Here is a 21,139-nt window from a genome sequence, read left to right on the forward strand (position 1 = left end):
AAAAGTTGCTCATTTGAAAAACGCATCTAGAGTCCCCTTCTTGGCCTTTTTCTTCTCTCGAACCTTTGGTAATTCAACCCCAAAGTGTTGATAAATCTTCTCTAAAACTCCGAGGCCAATGCCCTCTACTCTGAGAAGTTCACTTGGTTTTGCTTTTACAATATCTTCGATTCCTTTGAAGCCAGCATTGTAGAGAGCCCTAGCTCTCTTTCTTCCCACCATTGGTAGGGTAATAAGCTCAAGAAGCTCTTCCCTAACTCCATGCTTAACTCGTATGTGAAGCTTTTTCAAAAAGTCAATAACGTCGGACTTGGGATTGAAAAGCTTATACAGTTCTACTAAAGAATACATTAACCAGTCTACAAGTTCCAAGAGTCTATAAAGATCACCTGTGTCTATTTCGTAGGTTTCAAGGATTTTCGCTTCGTTTACTTCATTAATCCAGTCGAGGAGGAGTTTTGCAGTTTTTACCTCTCCCAAAAACTTTTCAAATTTGTAATCCTCCCAGTAAGGGATACTTTGGTATAGGTACTCTTCCATTTCGTAGGCATAATCCAGGATGTCTTCTTGTTCTTTTCGCCTTACCCTCAAAGACGTCATGTCAGGAGTTGAAGCCAAAAGTTGAAAAACTCCCAATGGGTTTGGCTTTTTCTCAAGCATTTCAAACGCATCTTTGAATTTCTTGGCCGTCAATGGATCAAGATACAGCTGAGAAGTCCTAATGCCAAATGGGAGTGGCATGAAGTGGTCATTTAAGTCAATATCTATGAACTCATTTTCAAGAAGGAAGTATACTATACTTTTTGCCTTACCCTCAAGTGCTTCTAGGTTCTTTCGTTGATGGTAATAGAAAGTTCTTTCGAGAAAGTTAATTAGTTCTTTAAAGTTTCCAACTCCAAAATTGGTTATCAGCGCTAGAATTTGGCTTCTAAAAGATGCCTCATTTGAGAGCATTGAGAAGAGTTTTTCTGGTTTGCCCATAATGTATCTTTTCATGATGTTCTCTGGTTTTTCTGTTTTTGCCACTATAATTGCCTGGCCTTCCCTGTCATATTTTGGTCTCCCCGCTCTTCCCATCATCTGCTGGATTTCAAGAACGGGAATATCAGTCCATCCAAAATTTGAATAACGTTTGGTATCCCGGATAATAACACGAAAAGCAGGAAGGTTAAGTCCAGCACTTAATGTCGGAGTTGCTGTTATTACTTTAATAAGTCCTTCTCTAAACATATCCTCTATAATTGAACGTTCTGCCCTTCCCAAACCTGCATGGTGGAATGCAACACCCTTTGCCAAGGATTCTTTAAGTTTTTCATTCGTTGGAGTATTTTCAAGTTCATTTGTCAATTGCTTTAACCTTCTTTCCTCTGGTTTTGTCAAAAATCTTGATATTTTTCCACTCAAAAGGAGGGCCTCTCTTTCAGCACTTCTTCTGGTGTTAACAAAAATTAATGCTTGCTTGCCTTTCTTTACGGCATCAAGAACGAGAGAATCCCATTGACTTGGAAACTTCTCTATGCTTCCGTCCTCCCAGAAAAGTTGACCATGATAAAAAACACCTCTTTTTAGAGTAACTGGTCTCCACTCACTCACAACTAATTCTGCATTTAACCACTCAGCGAGTTCTTCTGCATTCCCCGCTGTGGCGCTTAAACCAAGGATTTGGGCTTTATCCATTAGATGAGAGAGAATCATTTCAAGAGTTGCTCCCCTGTCGTAGGAACCAAGAAGATGAATCTCATCGGCTACTACGAGTCTAATATCCTTTATCCATGGGGATTTATGTCTTAAGAGTGAGTCAAATTTCTCAGAAGTAGCTATAATAATATCATATTTTCCAAGCCAACTCTCGGTACTGTCGTAGTCTCCAGTAGTCATAGTAATTTTGATCCCCAATTTTTCCCAGAATCTAAATTCTTTGTATTTTTCTTCAGCTAGGGCCTTTAAAGGAACAAGATAGATAGCTTTACTCTTTTCGTGAAGGATTTTGTTGATCATGACAATTTCTGCAACAAGGGTTTTTCCAGAGGCAGTTGGGATAGCTAGGACCAAATTCTTCCCCTTAAGTACTCCAGTTCTTAAGGCCTCTGCTTGGGGAGGATAAAGTCTTTCTATGCCTCTCTCCTGAATTAGCCTTATTATCCTTTCGTCTACTCCAAGTGATTTAAGTTCACTAACCTCCATAACCATCATCATGCCTATGAGAAAAGCGTTTATATAGCTTTTTGATGTAGTGACTTCCATGAAAATCGAGATACCATACCTAGTGATTGATATTAATGGGAAGCTCTTTATGATAGATGCCTATTTCTCAAAGAAAGTCGAAAAGATCGAACATGTCAGTGTCCTTATTAAGAAATTTGACAGAAGCCTACGTAAAGACCCACGTACTCCGCTTCCAAACTTAATTGATGAAGAAAATGTGGAGTATTTTATTAAGGATGTCTTTAAAGAGGTATATCACCGCTCAGGCAAGAAACTAGACAAAAGACTTCGCCATATTCGCAAGTGGAATCTTTTCCGACTATTTGGGATTCCAAGCGGGTTTAAGAGACATAAAGAGAAAGACGAAGAATTGGCAAGGGAAAATCGGGAAAGTCTTTTGGCACTGGCACTTCTTCAAAAAGTTCTTGGAATTAAAAACCCACAGGAACTTGAGAGTGTGAAAATAAAAGCTGTGGAATGGAGATACTACACAATTGAAATCAGAGAAGATGGTATATACAATGAAAAAGGAAAAAAAGACCCAATTTATACGGAACTTGTGGAGAGAGACAGTGGGTTTGCAGGGTCTATTCATGCTTTTGAATACAACCAACAGGCTACGTAGTGGTCTTTCTCTACTTCTACTAATGGAGGCTCGTCTGTTTTACATATACTTTTTGCGTAGGGACATCTTGGATGGAATCTACATCCACTCGGCGGGTTTATTGGACTTGGGGGTTCTCCACTAACCTTCTGTCTTTTGGCCTTTAACTCTTCAGCAAGCTCTGGATCAGGAACTGGTATTGCTGAGAGCAAGAATTGGGTATATGGATGTAATGGATTCTCGAAGATTCTCTCTGCAGGGCCAACTTCTACAAGTTTTCCTAGATACATCACGCCCATTCTGTGACTCATGTACTTAACAACTCCAAGATCATGAGAAATAAAGAGATATGTAAATCCAAAGTCGGATTGAAGGTCCTTCAGCATGTTTAGGATGTTTGCTTGTACTGAAACATCAAGTGCTGAGGTGGGTTCGTCTAACACGATAAATTCTGGCTTTAATGCTAATAGTCGGGCTAGTGCTATTCTCTGTCTCTGACCTCCACTAAATTCATGAGGATAACGATACAAGTGCATTTCGTTCAATCCAACACTTTCTAAAAGCTTAACTACAAATTCCTCTGGATCATCTACATGAATTCCATGAAATCTTACAGGTTCCATTATAATTTCAAAAACAGTTTGTCTTGGATTAAGGGAGGAGTATGGGTCTTGAAACATTATCTGGGCGTCCTTACGGAACTGTTTGAGCTCTTCGCCTTTAAGTTCTGTAATGTTTTTTCCTTTGAATATTATTTCTCCACTAGTAGGCTCTATGAGCCTCAATATTGTCCTTCCGGTTGTTGTTTTTCCACACCCACTTTCTCCCACTAGCCCAAAGGTTTCACCCTTGTAAATTTCGAAACTTATATCATCCACTGCTTTCACATAGCCCTTTGTGAAGAATAATCCCTTAACTGGGAAGTATTTCTTCAAATGTTTAACTTCGAGTACTTTCTCCATGATATCACCTCAGTAAAGATGACATGCAACAAAGTGCCCATCTTCTATTTCCACTAATTCAGGTATTTTCTGTTTACAAACTTCCATGGCATATGGGCATCTTGGATGGAATCTACATCCACCAGGAGGAGTTATTAAGTTTGGTACTGTTCCAGGAATAGCTTCTAAGCGCTCAATTTTTGTCATTGGATTTGGAACAGCATTTAGAAGACCTTTTGTATATGGATGCAGCGGATTCTTAAATATCTGTTTCACACTTCCTATTTCCACAATTTTTCCTGCATACATGACTGCCACTCTATCAGCAGTTTCTGCAACGACACCTAAATTATGGGTAATTAAGATAACAGTTGCATGGTATTTTGCTTTGAGCTCATTTATCAAATCCAAAATTTGGGCCTGAACCGTTACATCGAGTGCAGTTGTAGGTTCGTCAGCTATGAGTACCTTTGGATTATTTGCAATTCCGGTTCCGATAACAACTCTCTGTTTCATACCACCACTGAGTTCATGGGGGTAGTTGTGAACTCTCTTCTCTGGATCGGGGATTAGAACAGATCTTAATATATCAACAGCCTTTTTGACACCTTCTTTTATATTTTTTATTCTTCCATGGACCTCCATACCCTCTGCTATTTGATAACCCACATTGTATAATGGATCAAGAGAGGCGTGGGGGTCCTGAAATATGTACGCTATCTCGTTTCCTCTGATCTCCCTAATTTCTTCTTCGCTTAATTGCAACAAATCAACAGGGCCTTTCTCCGAATAATAGATTACCTTACCACCTACTATTCTTCCAGGACTTTCTATAAGTTGAGTTAAAGCTCTTGAAGTTACGCTTTTTCCACATCCTGTTTCTCCTACTAAGGCAAAAGTTTCACCTTTGTAAACATCGAAGGAGACTTTTTCAATGGCTTTTACTATTCCTGCATATGTATAAAAGTGAACGGTTAGGTCTCTAACTTGGAGTATGGGCTCAGGCATTTTCCTCTCCCTCCTTTTTGCTCTTTTTAACCTTGAACTCTATGCTCCTTCTTGTTTTTGGATCTAAGATGTCTCTAAGTCCATCTCCAAGCAAATTCCATCCGAGTGCTACAAACATGACTATTAGACCGGGGTAGAAGACTAACCACCAGGCCTTTGGGAAGTACTGAGCACCATCATATACTATTCTTCCCCAATCTGCAATTGGGGGTGTTGCTCCTAGCCCTAAGAAGCTTAATCCTGCTTCCATTAGAACCACGCTACCAAAATCTAAGGTTATGTACACTAATATTGGACCCACTATGTTTGGTAAGATGTGCTTAAACATTATAGTCCATGAACTGAGACCAATAGCTCTAGCAGCTTCTATGTACAGTTTTTCTTTTTCTGTTAGCGTTGATCCTCTTGTAATTCTAGCATAAACTGGCCACCAGACTATTATCATTGCTAGAATTACTGAAAGTAATCTCCCCAAATTACCGGCTTCCCTTACATCCAATGCAAATAACCATAAGACAAACTTTTGAAGGAATGCATGACTTTCGATAAAGCCTTGAATTCTATCAGGGAGTACTGCAGATAGTGCAATTGCCAGGATTAGAGCTGGAAATGCTAAAAACATGTCAGTTATACGCATTAAGAGCTCGTCAACTTTGCCCCCTTTGTATCCTGCCAAGAGGCCCAAGATTACTCCGATAGGCACTCCAAGAGAGATAACTATTATCGAGACAACGAAAGATGTTCTTGCTCCACTTAAAATTAGGCTTAGTAAGTCTCTTCCAAAGTGGTCAGCGCCTAGTGGATAGGTTATTGTTGTATCTGCAAATTCTAAATGAGCCTCACTTCCTGGTGGAGCAAGGATTACTTGAGTGAAATTCATGGTATATAATGAGGGAAAGTAATTATACCTCCATGTTGCAAGTCTCGGTCCAAAAATACCTAAAAGAATGAATATTACAACCAGGAAAACCCCTATTAAAGCAGGTGGGGATCTGTTAAGAGCATAAAGCATTAACCTCCATTCTTCCATTTTTGATTTGTTTTTCTTTTTCCAGTCTTTTTTGAATATGCTTATGAATGAACCAAGGCCATAAACTAGTTTATCAGCAATTTTGTCAAATATGTTCTTTTTATACTCGTCCTGCATTTTTCTCACCTCTTTAATACCTAACTCTTGGATCTATTACTGCATAGAGAATGTCTACAACTAAATTAGCGGTGACGTATATCAAGGCATAAATGAAGGTTATTGCAACAATGACAGGAAAATCTAAGTTCTGGATTGATTGTATTGCATAGCTTCCCATACCCGGAAGAGCAAAAACAGTTTCTGTTATTGGTGTTCCTCCAAGTAGACCTCCAAACTGCAGACCAAGGACTGTGACTATGGGAACTAAAGCGTTTTTCAAAGCATGTCTGTAGATTCTAAGTTTTGGAACACCTTTTGCTTTTAGGAACCCAATGTAATCCCCACTTATCGCCTCTAGGAAAGAGTTTCTAACAAATCTTGCTAATACTCCAGTTCCCATAAATCCAAGAACAAATCCCGGGAGCCAGAATCTAGCTAAGTGTTGTTTAAACAACACAAAATTTCCCGTTAAGAGGGCATCTATTATAGGAACATGTGTTATCTGGGTGGCCGGGGTTGGAGGGACTCCAGCCAAGTTTGTTATTCTAAATTTCACAAAGAACACAAAAATCAGAAGATATCCCAGCCAGAAAACAGGAGTCGAAACACCAATTAGGGCAAAGATTCTAACTATTGTATCTACAATACTATTTCTCTTAAGGGCAGAGATTAATCCTAACGGAATTCCAATAATGAGCGTAAATATAAAGGCTATTATAGCCAACTGAAAAGTTACCGGAAATCTATCCCTTATATCATCAAGTACGGGATTTGAAGTTCTTGGATCTATCAAGGTATTTGTAGCTATACCCTTTACTAAGAATATGTACTGCTCGTACCAAGGATCGTTTAGGTGGTATCTTTCTTTAATTCTTTCAACAGCTTCCGGAGAGGCCTTTTCGCCACCGGCCCATGCTTTAGCAGGGTCGGCAGGAATTACATAGGCTATTAAAAAGACTATTAAAGTGACACCAATTATTGTAGGAATAAATGTGAGAACTCTTCTTATCAAGAATTTCTTGAGTTCAGCCATTTTTCTCCCTCCTTTTGTTTTTATCTGTGGAATAAATTAAAAAAAGGAGAAAGTCACGATTCAACTGAAATTTCAATCTTACTGAATTCGGTTGCACCATATAGGAATGGTCCAGCCCAGTTATCTGAGTCAAGGTAATCTGGTACCCATCCGACAACATAGACATCGTAATCTCCTTTGGATGTCTTGCTTAAGTATACTGGCCACTCATAGCTTCCTACTGTGACTTGGAATCCAAGTTGGCTCCAAATGTTTTGTAGTAATGTCATGATCTTCTCACGAGCACTGTTTCCAGCGTTGTAAATGAGTTCAATCTTGTAGTCACTTGGGTTAATTCCGGCTTCTTGGAGGAGTTGTTGGGCCTTGTTTATATCATAAGTGTATTTGGTGATTCCATACTCAGTAAATCCAGGCCATGGTTTTGGAATTGGTCCCCAGTTTCTTTCAAGCAATCCGGAGTAAACTACTTCGGATATCTGATCATATGGTATTGCATAGGCTAGAGCTTCTCTAACTTTTGGATTGTTAAATGGCTCTTTTTGGGTGTTGAAGACTATGAATGTTAATATTGGTTGTAGAATATCTGTTTGGACTACTGACTTGAATCCTTGGAATTCAAGACCTTTAACGTCATTAACTCTCTCTGGTGGTGTTGCAACAGCATCAACTGTTCCGGTTTGGAAGAGTTGGATTCTTGAAACAGCATCATTGTTTATAACGTAAATTACTCTCTCATGTCCTGGTTTTATGCTCTTGTCCCAGTAATATGGGTTGCGCTCGAGAACTATGTAAGCATTTTCTTTGTATTCTTTTACATAGAATGGCCCAGTTCCAACAGGTTGCTTATGCATGAGTTGGTGGGTTGGGTCTTGTTCACCTTCTTCTATGTAAGCCTCCCAAGCGTCTGGGCTCTTTCCATTGTTTGAAGCGCTTAGTGCCTCTTCGTATTTGTCACCAAGAAGGTACTCCATTGGGACTACTGAAAGGAATGGATCTGCTAGTATACCAAGAACTGCGGCGTATGGAGCTGGCAAGACAAGCTTAAAGACACCAGCAGTCTCTCCATTGTATCCAAAAACGTTCAACAAGTCTTGGAGAGACTTAACTTCTACAGTCTTTCCATTGTACTCAGCAATAAGTTTCTTGCCCTTTAGAACGTCCTCAAACTCTTTTTCGGTTAGAGCTTGGGATTTGCTAACGTCCATAAAGCTGGAGACCATCCATGAAACGCTGTGTCCTAATCTCTGGACACGCCAGAATGTGAAGGCAACATCAACAGCGTCAATGGGGTATGTCTTATCATTCCATGGATCGTAGGCAACAACTCCTCCTCTAATAACAAAGTACCATTCAGTGCCATCTTCATTGTGTGCCCATGCGACAGCTAAATCTGGAGTTACTTTTTCAGTTTCTTCTTTCCAGTAGGTAACCAAAGTGTCACCAACTTCATGCCAAATTTCCCATCCAAAAGTCTCATATGTCCAAGCTGGATCAAAGCTCTCTGGCCATCCGATTGTGCCTATAACGTAAGTTTGAGCGTCGTTCTTGTAGTCTCCAATTCCAATGGGGACACTTGGTGCATTAGCATCTTCCGAGATTAAATCATACCTCTCTGGGAATGTCGGGTGGTAATATCTGCCCTTAACCCATTCCCAATAAACACGAAGTTGCCTGTTTTGTCCGAGAATGATTTCAGGTACATACTTGTTTCCAAGGATGTAAAGAGCTTTAAAGAGCTCAGTTCTTATCTCTGGGTTGGTTTCTCTCCTTGCAGCGATTACAAGTGCATCTACAGTAGTGTCTCTAAAGAATGCTGGGTTAATAGCACCAAATCCTTGGCCTTCTTCCATTAATTGTTGGACTGCTGGAGTGTTGGCTTCATCAACAACATATGTGACTTTTATAATTTTCTTTCCGCTGGGAAGAGAAGTAGGGACTTGAGCTCCTTCAGGACCAACTAATATAACGCTCTTATCCGTTTCAATTACTTCGTAAGTGGGGCCAGTTGGTTGGGTCTCGGTAGAAGTCTCAGTGGGGGTTGAAGTTGTTTGTGTAGTGGTTTCACCACCAATACAACCGCTTGCAACTACTGCAAAAACTAAAACGCTTATCACTAATAGTGTCGCCAATTGCTTCTTCATTGGCACACCTCCACAGAGTAGAGCATTAATGTCTTAATCAAAGGAGTTTAATAAACTTTTCGACGTTAGAAAACATGCTGATTCCAAAAGTAACGAGTATTGGCGTGTTTGTTCTTTATATTGAGCAACATTTTTACATTAGATAACGAATAATTTTAGATTAAGGCATGTAGAAGAATAAATGCGAAAACCTTAAATTATAGAACATCTTTAAGAAAACTTGACAACAAAATTTGGTGATGTGAATGGTTAGGGCATACGTTTTGTTAACAATTGAAATTGGAAAAGTAGAGAGGGTAATAGAAGAAATCAAAGCCATATCAGGAGTCGTAAAGGCCGACGCTGTAACTGGCCCATATGATGCAATAGTTGAACTTGAGGCCTCAGATTTGGGAGAACTTACCAGAAAAATACTCCATGATATCCACAATATAGATGGAGTAATTGACACTACAACTGCCATAGTAGTAGAAACAGAGTGATTACCCTTATTTTTTTCTGTGCTGTTTTCTAAATTCTCTAACCTTTTGAGTTATTAGTTTTAGTGTCTTTGACTTACCATGCTTGCTTTCTACTATAATTCTTCCTCTTACTTTGAGAGTATCATCTAATGCTGAAAGCCGTGGATTTAAAGCTTTATCATCGATTTCTATCACATTGAGCCCGATGGTTTTAGCTGCATCGACAATCTCGAGTAGAGTAGGCTTATCTATCGCAAGGTTCTTTGGGACTTCTCTTCCATATTTCCGTGGTATCCTTGCATCTATCTCATTTGTCCATATTACAAATCTCTTCATCTTGAACACCTAAAAAGTTTAAAAGCCATTAGATTAAAAATTCTTTGGTGAGAACATGGAGGTAAGCCCAATCCTTGAGTTCTTGAAAAAAAATGTGAGTTTAGGGGACTTTGTTATTGTAGAGTATCCATCTTCATATTCACTTGCAAAATTGCTCTGGGGGGGACTTATACCGGAGATCCCACAGGAAGAAGTATTAATAGATGACTTTTTTGGAATTGGTGATCTCCTCTTTAGAGATTACTTGCGAAAGGCTTCCCCAGAAGAATATAAAAAAGCGATAGAGGCCACAAAAAAGATTCGAGCAATACGAATAGGGCCTGGAAGGACTAGTTATGCCTCCATAGTAGAAGAAATCCCCATCACTTATGACGTCTCAGAATTTATGAGGAGCTATTACAATGCATTAATGAATCTCTTTTCAGTTTCTGCTAAAGTGGAATACTCCATAACCGTGGGTATCTCTCAGTATCTTTACTTTGGAGGTGAAAAGGGATTAAGGGCAATTTTGTTTACGAGAAGCACTCTACCGTTTGAAGATTGGAGTTCAATTTATTTCGTGAATAGTGACATTTTAGATGAGAAACAACTAGCAGTTTTGAGAGAACTTGCCAGCTGGCAGTTAAAAATTGAAAAAGAGAAAGGAACATACAGAATAAAAGTCGAAGACTAACTTGGTGGTAGAAATGATCAAACTCGGTGATAAGGTTGTATTACTTGATCCTAGGGGAAAACGATATCTAATAACCGTAAAAGAAGGGGAGTTTCATACGGATCTTGGTATAATAAACTTGGAGAAACTTGTGGATAAAGAGTTCGGGATACTTGTAGAGTCTCACAAGGGGTATCAATTTAGAGTACTGAAACCACGGATAGTAGATTACATTGATAAGATGAAAAGGGGCCCACAGATAATTCATCCAAAAGATGCTGCTCAGATTGTGGCATTTGCTGGAATATCTCCTGGGGATGTAATAATTGAAGCAGGAGTTGGGAGTGGAGCATTAACCCTTTTCTTGGCCAACATTATTGGGCCTCAAGGGAGAATAATAGGCTATGAAATACGAGAAGACTTTGCAAACCTTGCGTGGAGAAACGTAGAATGGGCAGGCTTTTCTGACAGAGTGGAAATAAAGCTAAAAAACATATATGAAGGGATAGATGAAGAAGAAATTGACCATATAATCCTGGATCTTCCTCAACCTGAAAATGTTGTTGAACATGCCGTAAAAGCTCTGAAACCAGGAGGCTTCCTCGTTGCATATACTCCATGCATAAACCAAGTAGATAGACTCTATAAAAAACTGAGAGAATATAAAAAGCATTTTACAAAACCCCGTACTATTGAATGCTTGGTGAGAGACCAAGAAGTTAAACCAGACTGTATAAGACCACGAACCACAATGTTAGCACACACTGGTTATATAACCTTTGTTAGGAAAGCTTAGCTTTTTTGGATGTTTTATTGCTTATTTCGAAATTTTTCTCATGATCTGAACTCTATTTTCCCAATTTCCCCTCGTCTTTTTTAAAGGACAAGATTTGTGAGAGCCTCGTGTATATCTATAACCATTGGTTTACAATAATTTTATAAACACTATTTGTTCTCAACAAGGATAGATGCTCAAATTTGGACCTACGTACGGAGGTGTGCATTATGTATGAGATACTCGAGAAAAAAGAGATTGCTGCAAAAAATGTTATGTACAAGATACACGCTCCTCACATAGCAAAAAAAGTTCAACCTGGACAATTTGTAGTTGTTAGGGCTTTTGAAAATGGAGAGAGGGTTCCCCTCACTCCAGTGACATGGAACCGAAAGGAAGGTTGGATAACATTGGTAGTATTTAGTAGGGGAAAAACAACACTTAGAATGAACATGGAACTCAAAGAAGGAGACAAAATTCTTAACATCGCTGGCCCTCTTGGAAACCCTGCCCCTATGAAGAGATTTGGGAAAATACTGGCAATAGGCATGATAACCGGAATCGTTGAAGTGTACCCCATAGCAAAGGCGTGGCAAGAGCTTGGAAATGAAGTAATAACCCTACATATAGTACCAGAACCCATGATCTTACTCAGAGAAGAGCTTGAGAATGCTGTTTCAAGACATATAGTTGAAAGCTTCCCTCTAAAAGAAGGAATGGGAATGCCTGAAATTTTTAAGGAATTAGTAACTAGGGGCCAAGCAAAAGTGAAAGAACTTATTGAAGTAGAAAAACCCGATTTAATTTTCATGGTAGGACCTGCAGGTGGTCAAAAAGCAATATTTGATGTTGTTAAAGAATATGGCGTTCCTATGGAGGTTGATCTTCATCCAATAATGGTGGATGGCACTGGAATGTGTGGCGCGTGTAGAGTTACCATCGGAGGAGAGGTTAAATTTGCTTGTGTCGATGGACCTAGCTTTGATGCATACGAGGTTAATTGGGAAGAGCTTATTGCAAGATCTGGCTTTTACACGGATTTAGAAAAGAGAGCCATGGAAGATTATTTGGCTAAGCTTGCACAAGGAGGTGTTCAATAATGGCAATTATTAAAGAACGTATTCCAACTCCTGAGAGACTAATTGAAGAAAGACTTCAAGGTTTCATGGAAGTAAATCTTGGTTATACGTTTGAACTGGCACTTCAAGAGGCACAAAGATGTCTTCAATGTAATCCCGCCCCATGTATTCAAGGATGTCCAGTTCATATTGATATCCCTGGGTTCATAAAAAAGCTTCGTGAGAATAAAGAAGATCCAAAAAAAGCTGTTAAAGAGGCCTTGGAAGTCATCTGGGCCTGCAATACCCTACCGGCCATTACAGGTAGAGTCTGTCCACAAGAGGATCAATGTGAAGCTCCTTGTGTGATGGGCAAAGTCGGAGAACCAATAAACATTGGAAAACTTGAGAGATTTGTTGCTGATTATGCACGAGAACAGGGGATAGATGAAGAACTCCTTCAAGAGATTATTCCAAAAATTGAAAAGAAAAAAGAAAAAGTTGCTATTATCGGAGCAGGTCCAGCTGGCTTGACCTGCGCTGCTGAACTAGCCAAGGATGGATACCAAGTTACGATATTTGAAGCCCTTCATAAACCTGGGGGAGTTCTTGTTTATGGAATCCCTGAGTTCAGGCTTCCCAATGACACCATTGAAAAAGAACTTGAGAAGCTTAAGAAACTTGGTGTTGAGATGAAAACTGATTACATAGTAGGGAGAACTGTTACTCTTGATGAACTTCTCGAGAACTATGATGCGGTGTTTATAGGAACCGGTGCTGGAACACCAAAACTTCCAAGTCTTCCCGGGATTAACTTAAATGGTATTTATTCTGCAAACGAGTTCCTTACAAGAGTTAACCTCATGAAGGCTTATGCTTTTCCAGAGTATGACACTCCAATAAAGATCGGAAAGAAAGTCATAGTGATTGGAGCTGGAAACACTGCAATGGATGCAGCAAGAACTGCAAGAAGACTAGGTGCAGAGGTGGTTATAGCCTACAGAAGAGGCAAGGAAGACATTACAGCAAGAATTGAAGAGGTCGAACATGCTAAAGAAGAAGGGGTAACGTTTGAATTCTTCTTAAGTCCCATGGAGTTTATAGGAGATGAAAATGGAAGAGTCAAGGCAGTGAAGTTCATGAAAATGAAAGCTCTCGAAGAGAGGGACTCCAAAGGAAAAAGAAAAATAGTGCCTACTGGAGATACTACTGTTTTGGAGGCAGATACAGTTGTCATAGCAATTGGAAAAACAACAAGCAAACTCCTTAGAATGACGATGGCAAAAATAGAAGCTGATGAATATGGAGTAATAAAAGTAGATGAAAAATTGATGACAAATATTCCCGGAGTTTTTGCTGGTGGGGATGCCATTAGAGGCGAAGCTACGGTAATTTTAGCAATGGGAGATGGAAGAAAGGCTGCAAAGAGCATCAAAGAGTATTTAGAGAAAAAGGCAAACAACACATAGTTTTCCCTTTTATTTTTGCCCTTTGGAAAGCCTTACTCTTTAAGCTAGGATCTTTGATACAAAATTTTATAACTTCTATTTCTAAAACCATTTTAGGCAATGAGGAACTCTAGGGTATCTGAGAAATGATGAGGGTCAACCTCCTGAGCCGCTAATGGAGTAAATTCTTCATATTATCACCTAAAAACCTCTCCCTGAAGGGCGAGAAGGTCATTCACACTATTTTTCCGAAACCTAAGATCCTGGGAGAGATAAATGCACCAAGTTCTTCTTTTTTCTTTCCAACGGCCCGTATAGACTTCACAAATTCAAAGATGTTTCCTACAAACATATTGTCTTTGAATGGAATTTTTTCTCCATTTTTTACAAGATATCCAAGCTCTACCGTTAGTGAAAAATCCCCACTTATTGGATTTGCAGTGTGTTCTCCAAAGACTTTTTTTACAACTATACCTTCAAAATCCTCTAAATCTTCCTCTTTACCTTCTATTACTATGTTGCTTGTACCAATATGAGGAGGTGTTCGAAAGTCCCTTACACCGTTCCCCGTGCTTTCCATTCCAAAGAGGCGTGCATAAGTTTCGTCTAGAATGAATGACGATAACACTCCATTCTTCACTAAAATAGTTCTTTGACTAGGATTGCCCTCTCCATCAAATGAGTAACTTCCTAATTTCCCCTCAAGAGTACCATCATCGATCAAGGTAAATGCCTCACTCGCGACTTCCTCCCCTACTTCCTTAAACCTACTTCGTTTATAATAGATACTATCTCCCCTTAAATTTGAAAGGAATAATCCTACTAGTGATGCCACTGAGTGAGGCTCTAATACAAGCTCTCCCTCATAAGGTTCAAGTTTCTGGGCCTCATAACTGAGCTTAACTTCTTCCAAAGCCTTTTCAAGACCAGTTTCAAGCTCTTTTTCGAAGTCTATCATCTGTCTAGAGCCTTTGTAATAGTCTCCTGTTCCAGTTCGGTGGCCCTTCCTAACTATGTAAATGCTAAAGCTCATTGCAGTACCCTCTTCCTCTTCGTTAATACCATTAGAATTGACTATTCCATCCTTAGCAAAACCGAATGCAAGTCTTCCAGAAAAAGTATATTCAGGACCAAATTTATTTCTCAGCTCTTGCTCCTTTTGGGAGATCTCTTTTCCCAACTCAAAGGCCTCTTCAAAAGTCAAATTGCTGATCCATTTATCATAAATTCCGCGAACTTTTTTAATGGGCTTTTTGTCTGGGAAACCATGAAATTTAACCTCGCCCACTTTTGCAAGCTTTATTGTCCTCTTCACAAAATTTTCAAAGGTTTTTTTGTCGTGATTTATACCGGTTATATATGAAAAGCCTTGTTTTCCATGGTACCCTATCCTAAGCCCAATTCCAGAGTGATATTTTCTTTGAGCTCTTTTAAGTTTACATTTTTCGATTTTAAAAGAACTCCCTCTCCCAACTTCCCAATAAACCTCCCATTCAATGTTCTCACGATTTAAAATTTTAATAAGTTCATCTACCATCTTCCCACCGTTCTTCGCTAACCGACGTAGAATTAAAGTTTTTTGGTAAGAAAGGTATATATATCTTTAATGAAATTATCTTAGGTGAAAGAAATGAGGGTTATACCTTTTGTTTTAATTTTCATAATCCTTTCAAGCGGATGTTTACAAGCAAGTTCATCTCTTTCGGAATCTACGTCATCTGCTCCGGAATCTTCAGAGATTATATCCTCCTCCCAAGAGACATCAGGAGCATCGTGTATCAGGCCAGGGTACGGAGAATTTAATGCGAAGAACCTCTTTTTCAATTTAGTCGATGATCATGAGCGTTTAAAAGAAAGCCTGGCGTTTCTCATGCCACCTAATAACACTATCACTGTCAAGGGTCTCCTAGTTGCCAAGAAGTACACTGTGAATCAAAAAGTGTGTTATTACGAAGGGAACGTCGAACTTAAAGCATTCTTAGGAGAGTCAAACTTTTCAAACAGCTGGAGCTTTGTTCAAAGCAGACTTAGAAAAGTCGAAAATATAAGTGTTGAGATATCCCCAAAAGAGACCACTATCTCCAAAAACAAAAATGCAACTTTTGAAATAAAAATAAAGACAGAAAACGTGAGAATTGGTGAGACGTATTACATCTACATAGTAGCCCTTGGAGAAAACGGATGGAAGAGCTGGGCAAGAATAGAGGTGAAAATCTGGGGATTAGAGAAGACCTCCCACTAAAGCTCTAGTCAATATATGAGGGCCTCCATCATCGACTGAAACCCATTGTCCTTTCCCGCAATAACCTGGGAAGTTCACTTTGAGGTCTTTTCCTATACCTCTTATGTTCTTGAGAATGTCCAGAATCTTTCCTGAAAGAGCGACATCTCTTATATGGTACTTAATCTTGCCATTTTCAATTAGGTATCCTTCTTTAGCTCCAAACATAAATGTTCCATTAGCGATATCTACTTGTCCTCCTTTATCTCCAATTAGATACAGACCATTTTTGACTTCTTCAATCATTTCTTCAAAGTTCCAGTCTCTCGGCTCTATATATGTGTTACTCATTCTCACTAATGGCTGGTAATTGTAGCTCTGGGCCCTTCCATGCCCATTTGATTCGGTTCCAAAGAATGCTGCAGTTTCTCTATCTAGGAGGTACTCATTTAGAACTCCATCTTTTATAATCTCAACTTTTCTTGCTTTTATTCCTTCATCATCATAGATATAAGATCCAAACTTTTTCTTAAGCGTTGGGTCATCAACAACGGTTAGTTCATCTACTGCTATATTTTGACCAAGTTTTCCTTCTAAAATGCTCTCTCCATTTTTGATCGCATCGCCTTCTGCCGCATGGCCTAAAGCCTCATGGATAAAAACACCTGTAAGTTCGGGATCCATAATTATATCAAACTCCCCAGAGGGCGGTAACTTGGCCTGTAAAAGTGATGTTGCCTTGTTCTTTACAAAAGAGGCCCAATACTCAAGATCTATATCCTCTATACTTTCCCAGCCTGTTGTTCCTCCAAAGACTTTCCAGTAAGTCTGCATATCATCATTTTCTTTCGCAGTAACAGAGAAACTCAATCGAATCTTGGGAACTATAGTTTTGATTTCACTTCCAAGAGAGTTGAAATAAAACTGTTCCTTTATACCATCTCCATAAGTTATTTTCCTATTAGGAATATGATCTCCTTTTAGGAGAGAATCAAGAGTCTTCAAAAGTTCTATTTTTTCCTCTAAGTCTACATCAAGAAATGATTTTTTCACTTTAATCTCAGCTTCATCTGTGAGAGGGTCACCGAGATAAATCTTTGAGTTCCCTTTACTTGTTTTTGCAATTTTCATTGCAGCTTCGAGGGCTTTTTCTGCTCTCCTTAGATCATTTGCTGAAGAAAAGCCCCAAGAACCATCAAAAACTCTTACTCCAATACCAATCTCCATATTAGAAGAGATATCCTCAAAGTGAGAGTTTTGAATTTCAATGTGAGTGGCATTTACCCTAGCTATCCTTACTTCATAATATTTGACTTTATACTTAGTAGCAAGCTTTTCAGCTTTTCGCACAAGTGTCTCAATCTCCATACACCTTCCCGAAAGAAGAGACTAAGATTTGTTTATATCCTTTTTGGAGATATCTAAAGAAAAAAGAGAAGTTAGTAATCTACTTCTCCTTTCTCTTTTAGTTGTTTGTACATGCGCCACGTAATTATAGGCTTCTTAGCTGCTAAAACATCGTCAACGCGTCTAACAGCAGTGTTGTGGGGTGCAGTTTTTACAATTTCAGGATTAGTGTAAGCCTCCTTGCTTATCTGCTTAAGGGCTTCAACATAAGCATCAAGATCTTCTTTGCTTACTGTTTCTGTTGGTTCAATCATCAAAGCTTCGTGGACTATTAGTGGGAAGTAAATCGTTGGTGCATGTAGCCCAAAGTCAAGTAAGCGCTTTGCTACATCCAAAGTCTTTACGCCAGTATCTTTTTTCATTGGTTCAGCGGAAAACACTACTTCGTGTTTTCTCAGCTCTTTGTGGGGTAGTTCGTATCCTTTGGTTCCCTTTAGCTTTTGAGTAAGATAGTTGGCATTGAGAACAGCAATTTCGGAGACTTCTTTTAGCCCCTCTCTTCCCATCATTTTGAGATAGGTTAGGGCCCTAACTAGGACAGTGAAATTTCCATAGAATTCCTTAACTTTCCCAATACTTTTTGGAAGGTCGTAATTAAGGTAGTATTTTTCTCCATCAAATTCAACGAGTGGTACTGGAAGGTACTCTACAAGATGCTCTTTTACTCCAACAGGACCAGCTCCAGGACCTCCTCCTCCGTGAGGTGTTGAAAATGTCTTGTGAAGGTTTATATGGACAACGTCAAATCCCATGTCTCCAGGTCTTATTTTTCCTAATATTCCATTTAAGTTTGCGCCATCATAATAAAGTAAACCGCCAGCTTTGTGAACTATCTTTGCTATTTCGAGGATATCCTCTTCGAATATCCCAAGAGTATTCGGATTTGTAAGCATTATCCCTGCAGTTCTTTCACTAACCGCATTCTCTAGGGCCTCTAAATCCACCATACCTTGCTCATTGGAAGGAATCTCTATAACTTTAAATCCAGCCATAGCAGCACTTGCAGGGTTTGTACCATGAGCAGAGTCCGGCACGATTATTTCGTTTCTTTGCGTTTCTCCTTTGTCTAGATGGTAAGCTCTTATTATCATGACTCCAGCAAATTCACCGTTTGCTCCAGCAGCTGGCTGCAAAGTAAAACGATCCATTCCAGTAATTTCCTTTAACCACTGTTCAAGTTCCCACATTATTTGTAAAGCACCTTGAACTGTTCTTTCATCTTGATATGGGTGTATAAGGGTTGCTTTTGGGTGATTTGCAAACTCTTCATTAATCTTGGGGTTATATTTCATAGTACATGAGCCAAGTGGGTACATGCCACTGTCCACACCATAGTTCATTTCACTAAGTCGGGTATAGTGTCTAACTATCTCTGGTTCACTTAATTCGGGTAATTCCAGTTGATCCCTTTTCAAATGCTCTGGAATTTGGATTTTGATATTCTCAATGGGAGCTGGAAGTGTGAAACCTACCCTTCCGGGTTTAGAGAGCTCAAAAATAAGGGGCTCTTTCCATTTTGCTTGTCTAAACATTTTTATCACCTCATAACCTCGCCATGTTTATTATTTCTTTTAGGTTTTCGATTAGAATTTCGACCCATTCTTTTCTTGTAGTCTCAGTTACTGCAAACAATGCACTTTCTCCCAACTCCTGGAAGTGAGGTCTTAAGTAGAAGCCCCCGTGAATGTTTCTCTTCAAAAGCTCTTCATGAATTATATCATAAGGCACCTCGAATCTAACGAGTACATCTTTGAAATTGATGCCATCAAAAGGAATCTCAGCCACTTCACTTATACGCTCTTTAAAGTAAGCAGTATTCTTCAAAATTATCTCGCCAAGTTGTTGTAGGCCTTTTGGTCCAAGTGTCGCCATGTGTATTGCTGCTGCAACAGCCACCAAAGCTTCATTTGAACAGATATTTGAGGTCGCTTTGGCCCTTCTAATGTGTTGTTCCCTGGTTTGTAGGGTCATGACAAATGCCCTCTTTCCTTCTGCGTCCTTTGTCATTCCTATTACTCTTCCAGGCATTTGTCTAATCAATTTCCTCTCATTTTTAACTGCCAGAATACCTGCCCTTGGACCTCCAAAGTTCAAGGCACTGCCTAAAAATGAGGTCTCTCCTACAACAATATCTGCTCCAAGGTCTCCTGGTGCTTTAATTACTCCAAGAATAGTTGGATCAACACCAACTACAAATAAAGCCCCAGCATCATGAGCAATTTCTCCAATTTCCTTTACTTGTTCTTCAATCAATCCAAAGAAGTTTGGAATCTCAATGTAAACTCCTGCTGCGCTTTCAACTTTTTCCTTAAGATCCTCTACATCTAATTGTCCTCTTTCATTCCACTTAACATATTCAATCTCAAGACCTGGCCCTGCAGTGTAGGTGTGAAGAACTTTTTTCCTTTCGGGATGGAGATGTGTTGGAACTATAAATTTCTCCTTTTTTGTAACGCGAGCGCTCATCAACGCTGCCTCAGCCATGGCTGTTCCCCAGTCATACATAGAAGCATTAACTATTTCTAGACCAACAAGTTCTCCAACTAAACTCTGGTATTCAAAAAGGGCCTGTAGCATCCCTTGGCTTATTTCGGCTTGATACGGAGTGTATGAAGTTATGAATTCACTCCTCTCAATGAGGTACTTTACGTGAGCAGGTACGTAGTGGAAATACGCACCAGCACCTAGGAAAGTGGGCATCTCTAAAATAGTCTTGTTCTTATTGAGTATCTCATTCATCTCAAGAAAGATTTCGTATTCGCTTTTGCCTTCTGGAAGGTTGAATTCCTTTACGAATCCCTTAGGCACATCTGAAAAGAGATCCTCGATACTCTTGAACCCGATTTCTTTGAGCATCTCTTCCTTATGGGCCGAGTTTGGGATATAGTGTCTCCCCATTTTTATCACCTTTTTGAAATCATCATCTAAACATTTCGTCGCACTAAAATATATGCTTTATGGAGAGCAAAACTTAAAGGTAGGTAATGGTTGGTTAATGTGAGGAGTCAAACAAGGAGAGGGGGAAAGACTAATGATAATTGGCTTTGACTTTGATGGTACAATTGTTGACAGTTATTCAGTTATAAATGAAGCCTTCCGAAGGGCCCTAGAGAAACATTTTCCTTGGCTTCCATTCAAAGGCTTTTGGGCTACTATACTTACCAAATTAGAACTTTACTTTGAAAGACCTAAGTTCGGAAAACATTCTGGTAGAATAAAACAACCGATGTTTTTTAAAACTAAATTTGCGCGTACGTGGTTTGAGGAGAGGGCTAAGCTTTCAAAACCTATAGATGACTCAAAAGAAGTTTTAAAGAAACTTAGAGAAGAAGGACATATAGTTATTTCCTTCTCTGCTGAAGACTTTTTAGATGGAATGAAAGAATATAGACTGAAAATTGGTGGTTTTTATGAGCTTTTTGACGATATAATAGTCTTTGGAAGGAATATAACTCTTTGTGAAGCGTTTCAGCTTATTAGGGAGAGGTATGGAGATGAGATATTTATATGGGTAGATGATAAACCATGGAGATTCATAGGCCGTGGGGATGAGAATACTGAGTATGTATGGTATTATTTCCCTCCTACAGCAAAATATGCAAGTGAAGAGGTTTTAAATCAAATTCCCCATCTCCATGTAATCCAGGATCTCTGGAATATTTTTGATGTAGTAAGACGAGTAAAGCAAAAAAGAGGTGTTTAGTTTTTTCTTCAACTTTT

The 21,139-nt window shown here is 39.2% G+C and carries 19 protein-coding genes; 8 read left to right on the top strand and 11 right to left on the bottom strand.

Translation table 11 applies throughout. From position 1 onward, the window contains the following. Positions 1-9: 9 nt before the first annotated feature. Positions 10-2,184: an ATP-dependent DNA helicase gene (locus K1720_RS07785; protein WP_251950631.1), complete on the bottom strand. Its 2,175-nt coding sequence runs from the start codon at positions 2,182-2,184 to the stop codon at positions 10-12. A 58-nt stretch (positions 2,185-2,242) separates the two neighbouring features. Between K1720_RS07785 and K1720_RS07790 the strand changes: the two genes are divergently transcribed. After that, positions 2,243-2,830: a hypothetical protein gene (locus K1720_RS07790; RefSeq protein ID WP_251948238.1), complete on the top strand. Its 588-nt coding sequence runs from the start codon at positions 2,243-2,245 to the stop codon at positions 2,828-2,830. On the opposite strand, the gene K1720_RS07795 is transcribed toward K1720_RS07790, so the two are convergent. From K1720_RS07795 to K1720_RS07815, 5 genes are read right to left on the bottom strand one after another with little or no spacing between them, the layout of a single operon-like run. Beyond that, positions 2,797-3,771: an ABC transporter ATP-binding protein gene (locus K1720_RS07795; protein ID WP_279347031.1), complete on the bottom strand. Its 975-nt coding sequence runs from the start codon at positions 3,769-3,771 to the stop codon at positions 2,797-2,799. The genes K1720_RS07790 and K1720_RS07795 overlap by 34 nt on opposite strands. Positions 3,772-3,780: 9 nt before the next feature. After that, positions 3,781-4,758 (bottom strand): ABC transporter ATP-binding protein, encoded by a 978-nt coding sequence (locus K1720_RS07800; RefSeq protein ID WP_251948240.1) that lies wholly within the window; start codon positions 4,756-4,758, stop codon positions 3,781-3,783. After that, a complete protein-coding gene (locus tag K1720_RS07805; protein ID WP_251948241.1) occupies positions 4,751-5,905 on the bottom strand; it encodes an ABC transporter permease in 1,155 nt (384 codons plus the stop codon). Before K1720_RS07805 ends, K1720_RS07800 begins: the two co-directional genes overlap by 8 nt. 13 nt (positions 5,906-5,918) lie before the next feature. Next, a complete protein-coding gene (locus K1720_RS07810; RefSeq protein ID WP_251948243.1) occupies positions 5,919-6,920 on the bottom strand; it encodes an ABC transporter permease in 1,002 nt (333 codons plus the stop codon). 53 nt (positions 6,921-6,973) lie between these two features. Continuing rightward, entirely contained in the window at positions 6,974-9,061 is a 2,088-nt protein-coding gene (locus K1720_RS07815) for an ABC transporter substrate-binding protein (protein ID WP_251948245.1), read from the bottom strand. 245 nt (positions 9,062-9,306) lie between these two features. On the opposite strand from K1720_RS07815, the gene K1720_RS07820 reads away from it, so the two are divergent. Beyond that, positions 9,307-9,543: an Lrp/AsnC family transcriptional regulator gene (locus K1720_RS07820; protein ID WP_055283452.1), complete on the top strand. Its 237-nt coding sequence runs from the start codon at positions 9,307-9,309 to the stop codon at positions 9,541-9,543. A gap of 6 nt (positions 9,544-9,549) precedes the next feature. Here the strand turns inward: K1720_RS07820 and K1720_RS07825 are convergent, their stop codons facing one another. Next, positions 9,550-9,858: a signal recognition particle protein Srp19 gene (locus tag K1720_RS07825; protein WP_251948247.1), complete on the bottom strand. Its 309-nt coding sequence runs from the start codon at positions 9,856-9,858 to the stop codon at positions 9,550-9,552. Positions 9,859-9,913: 55 nt separating this feature from the next. Here K1720_RS07825 and K1720_RS07830 point away from each other — a divergent pair, with 55 nt between their 5' ends. The 4 genes from K1720_RS07830 to gltA all read left to right on the top strand — a co-directional run bounded on the left by K1720_RS07830 (position 9,914) and on the right by gltA (position 13,812). Continuing rightward, the gene (locus K1720_RS07830; protein ID WP_251948249.1) at positions 9,914-10,531 is read left to right on the top strand and encodes a DUF257 family protein; all 618 of its coding nucleotides are present in this window, start codon (positions 9,914-9,916) and stop codon (positions 10,529-10,531) included. Between the two features lie 13 nt (positions 10,532-10,544). Further along, complete coding sequence (locus tag K1720_RS07835) at positions 10,545-11,306, top strand: tRNA (adenine-N1)-methyltransferase (RefSeq protein WP_251948251.1); 762 nt, start codon at positions 10,545-10,547, stop codon at positions 11,304-11,306. A 209-nt stretch (positions 11,307-11,515) separates the two neighbouring features. Then, a complete protein-coding gene (locus K1720_RS07840; protein ID WP_251948253.1) occupies positions 11,516-12,385 on the top strand; it encodes a sulfide/dihydroorotate dehydrogenase-like FAD/NAD-binding protein in 870 nt (289 codons plus the stop codon). Beyond that, positions 12,382-13,812 (top strand): NADPH-dependent glutamate synthase, encoded by a 1,431-nt coding sequence (gene gltA / locus K1720_RS07845; protein ID WP_251950636.1) that lies wholly within the window; start codon positions 12,382-12,384, stop codon positions 13,810-13,812. The genes K1720_RS07840 and gltA overlap by 4 nt, the downstream gene beginning before the upstream one ends. A gap of 214 nt (positions 13,813-14,026) precedes the next feature. Here the strand turns inward: gltA and K1720_RS07850 are convergent, their stop codons facing one another. Further along, positions 14,027-15,328: a TldD/PmbA family protein gene (locus tag K1720_RS07850; protein ID WP_251948255.1), complete on the bottom strand. Its 1,302-nt coding sequence runs from the start codon at positions 15,326-15,328 to the stop codon at positions 14,027-14,029. Between the two features lie 93 nt (positions 15,329-15,421). Between K1720_RS07850 and K1720_RS07855 the strand changes: the two genes are divergently transcribed. Further along, positions 15,422-16,033 carry a hypothetical protein gene (locus tag K1720_RS07855; RefSeq protein ID WP_251948257.1) on the top strand — a complete coding sequence of 204 codons (612 nt, stop codon included), beginning with the start codon at positions 15,422-15,424 and terminating at the stop codon, positions 16,031-16,033. On the opposite strand, the gene K1720_RS07860 is transcribed toward K1720_RS07855, so the two are convergent. From K1720_RS07860 to gcvPA, 3 genes are all read right to left on the bottom strand, one after another. Then, complete coding sequence (locus K1720_RS07860; RefSeq protein ID WP_251948258.1) at positions 16,013-17,380, bottom strand: TldD/PmbA family protein; 1,368 nt, start codon at positions 17,378-17,380, stop codon at positions 16,013-16,015. The two genes, K1720_RS07855 and K1720_RS07860, sit on opposite strands and share 21 nt — an antisense overlap. Positions 17,381-17,451: 71 nt before the next feature. Further along, complete coding sequence (gcvPB, locus tag K1720_RS07865) at positions 17,452-18,951, bottom strand: aminomethyl-transferring glycine dehydrogenase subunit GcvPB (RefSeq protein WP_251948260.1); 1,500 nt, start codon at positions 18,949-18,951, stop codon at positions 17,452-17,454. Between the two features lie 10 nt (positions 18,952-18,961). Then, positions 18,962-20,317 (bottom strand): aminomethyl-transferring glycine dehydrogenase subunit GcvPA, encoded by a 1,356-nt coding sequence (gcvPA, locus tag K1720_RS07870; RefSeq protein WP_251948262.1) that lies wholly within the window; start codon positions 20,315-20,317, stop codon positions 18,962-18,964. A gap of 133 nt (positions 20,318-20,450) precedes the next feature. Between gcvPA and K1720_RS07875 the strand changes: the two genes are divergently transcribed. Then, a complete protein-coding gene (locus K1720_RS07875; protein ID WP_251948264.1) occupies positions 20,451-21,122 on the top strand; it encodes an HAD family hydrolase in 672 nt (223 codons plus the stop codon). Positions 21,123-21,139 lie beyond the last annotated feature (17 nt).

Origin of the sequence: Thermococcus argininiproducens, from assembly GCF_023746595.1 — an archaeon.
GTDB lineage: Archaea > Methanobacteriota_B > Thermococci > Thermococcales > Thermococcaceae > Thermococcus_A > Thermococcus_A argininiproducens.

Coding starts and splice junctions, on each gene's coding strand:
- K1720_RS07810 (WP_251948243.1), bottom strand. CDS start 6,920: ATGGCTGAACTCAAGAAATTCTTGATAAGAAGAGTTCTCACATTTATT.
- K1720_RS07785 (WP_251950631.1), bottom strand. CDS start 2,184: ATGGAGGTTAGTGAACTTAAATCACTTGGAGTAGACGAAAGGATAATA.
- K1720_RS07795 (WP_279347031.1), bottom strand. CDS start 3,771: ATGGAGAAAGTACTCGAAGTTAAACATTTGAAGAAATACTTCCCAGTT.
- K1720_RS07855 (WP_251948257.1), top strand. CDS start 15,422: ATGAGGGTTATACCTTTTGTTTTAATTTTCATAATCCTTTCAAGCGGA.
- K1720_RS07875 (WP_251948264.1), top strand. CDS start 20,451: ATGATAATTGGCTTTGACTTTGATGGTACAATTGTTGACAGTTATTCA.
- K1720_RS07790 (WP_251948238.1), top strand. CDS start 2,243: ATGAAAATCGAGATACCATACCTAGTGATTGATATTAATGGGAAGCTC.
- K1720_RS07820 (WP_055283452.1), top strand. CDS start 9,307: ATGGTTAGGGCATACGTTTTGTTAACAATTGAAATTGGAAAAGTAGAG.
- gcvPB (WP_251948260.1), bottom strand. CDS start 18,951: ATGTTTAGACAAGCAAAATGGAAAGAGCCCCTTATTTTTGAGCTCTCT.
- K1720_RS07805 (WP_251948241.1), bottom strand. CDS start 5,905: ATGCAGGACGAGTATAAAAAGAACATATTTGACAAAATTGCTGATAAA.
- K1720_RS07815 (WP_251948245.1), bottom strand. CDS start 9,061: ATGAAGAAGCAATTGGCGACACTATTAGTGATAAGCGTTTTAGTTTTT.
- K1720_RS07825 (WP_251948247.1), bottom strand. CDS start 9,858: ATGAAGAGATTTGTAATATGGACAAATGAGATAGATGCAAGGATACCA.
- gcvPA (WP_251948262.1), bottom strand. CDS start 20,317: ATGGGGAGACACTATATCCCAAACTCGGCCCATAAGGAAGAGATGCTC.
- K1720_RS07860 (WP_251948258.1), bottom strand. CDS start 17,380: ATGGAGATTGAGACACTTGTGCGAAAAGCTGAAAAGCTTGCTACTAAG.
- K1720_RS07840 (WP_251948253.1), top strand. CDS start 11,516: ATGTATGAGATACTCGAGAAAAAAGAGATTGCTGCAAAAAATGTTATG.
- K1720_RS07850 (WP_251948255.1), bottom strand. CDS start 15,328: ATGGTAGATGAACTTATTAAAATTTTAAATCGTGAGAACATTGAATGG.
- K1720_RS07800 (WP_251948240.1), bottom strand. CDS start 4,758: ATGCCTGAGCCCATACTCCAAGTTAGAGACCTAACCGTTCACTTTTAT.
- K1720_RS07830 (WP_251948249.1), top strand. CDS start 9,914: ATGGAGGTAAGCCCAATCCTTGAGTTCTTGAAAAAAAATGTGAGTTTA.
- K1720_RS07835 (WP_251948251.1), top strand. CDS start 10,545: ATGATCAAACTCGGTGATAAGGTTGTATTACTTGATCCTAGGGGAAAA.